Origin of the sequence: Klebsiella sp. MS 92-3 (genome assembly GCF_000195655.1) — a bacterium.
In the GTDB taxonomy this organism is placed as follows: domain Bacteria; phylum Pseudomonadota; class Gammaproteobacteria; order Enterobacterales; family Enterobacteriaceae; genus Klebsiella; species Klebsiella pneumoniae.
In genome coordinates, this window is the sequence record NZ_GL882786.1 from 21,665 (window position 1) to 23,616 (window position 1,952).

Sequence of the window (1,952 nt, forward strand, 5' to 3'; positions counted from 1 at the left end):
GGGGCGGCCGCCACGCGGTCCGTTTTGGTCAGCGCCACGGTCAGCGTCGGCTTTCCGGTCAGCTGCAGGATCGCCAGGTGTTCGCGGGTTTGCGCCATCACCCCGTCATCGCAGGCCACCACCAGCAGCGCATGGTCAATACCGCCCACCCCCGCCAGCATGTTGGACAAAAACTTTTCGTGCCCGGGAACGTCAATAAATCCCAGCACCCGCCCGTCCGGCTGCGGCCAGTAGGCATAGCCGAGATCGATCGTCATTCCCCGCGCTTTCTCCTCCGGCAAACGATCGGCATTCACGCCGGTTATCGCCTGCAGCAGCGTCGTTTTGCCGTGGTCAACATGTCCAGCGGTGGCAATAATCATCGTAACAACATCTCCATAAAGCGGGTTTCATCTTCCAGACAGCGCAGGTCCAGCCAGAGCCGACCGTCATAAATGCGGCCAATCACCGGACACGGCAGCGCGCGCCAGCGGGCCGCCAGCGCCTCCAGCCGGCTACCGCGGCCGTCATGCGGGGTAAAGGTCAACGCCGCGCTGGGCAGGCGGTCGACGGGTAACGAGCCGCTGCCAATCTGCGACTGGCAGGCTGCCACGCTGACGGCAAAATCAGCATAGTGTGCCGCCAGGTCAGGCTGCAGGCGTTCAGCCAGCCGGCGGATCTCCTCCGCCGGACGGGTGAGCAGGCGCAGCGTCGGCAATTTCTCCCTCAGCGCCTCCGGGTGCTGATAGAGGCGCAGCGTAGCCTCCAGCGCCGCGAGGGTCATTTTATCGGCGCGCAGGGCCCGCTTCAGCGGGTGGCTTTGCAGCTGGGCAATCAGCGCGCGTTTGCCGACGATAATCCCGGCCTGCGGGCCACCGAGCAGCTTGTCGCCGGAGAAACTGACCAGGCTCACCCCGGCGGCGATCATCTCCTGCGGCATCGGCTCCTTTGGCAGGCCATACTGACTGAGATCCACCAGCGACCCGCTGCCCAGGTCGGCTACCACCGGAACATCCAGTTCGCGGCCAATGGCCGCCAGCTCCGCTTCGTCGACGGCTTTGGTAAAGCCCTCAATACTGTAGTTGCTGGTGTGGACCTTCATCAGCAGCGCGGTATTGTCATTCACCGCCTGGCGATAATCTTTGGCATGGGTGCGGTTGGTGGTACCCACTTCGTGCAGCTGGCAACCCGCCTGGCGCATCACGTCGGGGATGCGAAATGCCCCGCCGATCTCCACCAGTTCGCCGCGAGAGACCACCACTTCGCGACCGCTGGCGGTGGCCGCCAGCATCAGCAGAACGGCCGCCGCGTTGTTGTTCACGATACAGGCGTCTTCCGCGCCGGTGATCTGGCACAGCAGATCGGCAATGGCGCGATCGCGATGGCCGCGCCCGGCGTCGTCGAGATCATATTCGAGCGTCACCGGCGCGCGCATCGCGCTGGCGACCGCCTCCACGGCCGACTCCGCCTGGATGGCGCGCCCCAGATTGGTATGCAATACCGTACCGGTGAGATTAAACACCGGACGCAGGGCACTCCGCTGGCCGGCGGTGAGCCGCTGCTCACAGGCGTGCTGCCAGTCATGGCTCCAGTCAGGGAGCGTCTGCCGTTGGCTAATCTGTTCCCGCGCCTCATCCAGCATCTGGCGCAGCTGCGCCACCACCTGCGAATGGCCGTGCTGCGCCAGCAGGGGAGAAAAAGCGGGGTCGCGTAGTAAGCGGTCAATGGCCGGAAGCCGGGTATAAAGCGCACGAATTTCGGTAGTCATGAATGGGCCTGGCGGTAAGTTATTTCCCCCCCCCCCGACGGGAGAGGGAGTCAACAATCAGCGGCGATTGTAACGCCTCCTTGCGCAAACTGTTACCTGCCTGGGTCAAGTCCGCGGCGGTTCAGTGCGCGCAAAGCTGGCGCGCTGGAACAACGCATCCACCAGCTTCACCAACTGCGGCCGGGTGGCGCACCAGCCCGGCGCG

The 1,952-nt window shown here is 64.7% G+C and carries 2 protein-coding genes and 1 pseudogene; all 3 read right to left on the minus strand.

The window, feature by feature from the left end; genetic code table 11:
* Positions 1–362 (minus strand): GTP-binding protein (locus HMPREF9538_RS32795; protein WP_009484614.1); only part of this gene is annotated, 362 nt, incomplete at its 3' end.
* Entirely contained in the window at positions 359–1,747 is a 1,389-nt protein-coding gene (gene selA, locus HMPREF9538_RS18085) for an L-seryl-tRNA(Sec) selenium transferase (RefSeq protein ID WP_004186109.1), read from the minus strand. The genes HMPREF9538_RS32795 and selA, both read right to left, overlap by 4 nt.
* A gap of 105 nt (positions 1,748–1,852) precedes the next feature.
* Positions 1,853–1,952 (minus strand): annotated as a pseudogene (locus tag HMPREF9538_RS31490) (glutathione S-transferase); the annotation flags it as partial.

What these genes read in the sequence shown, in the direction of transcription:
- selA (WP_004186109.1), bottom strand. Translation starts at nt 1,747, where the DNA reads ATGACTACCGAAATTCGTGCGCTTTATACCCGGCTTCCGGCCATTGAC.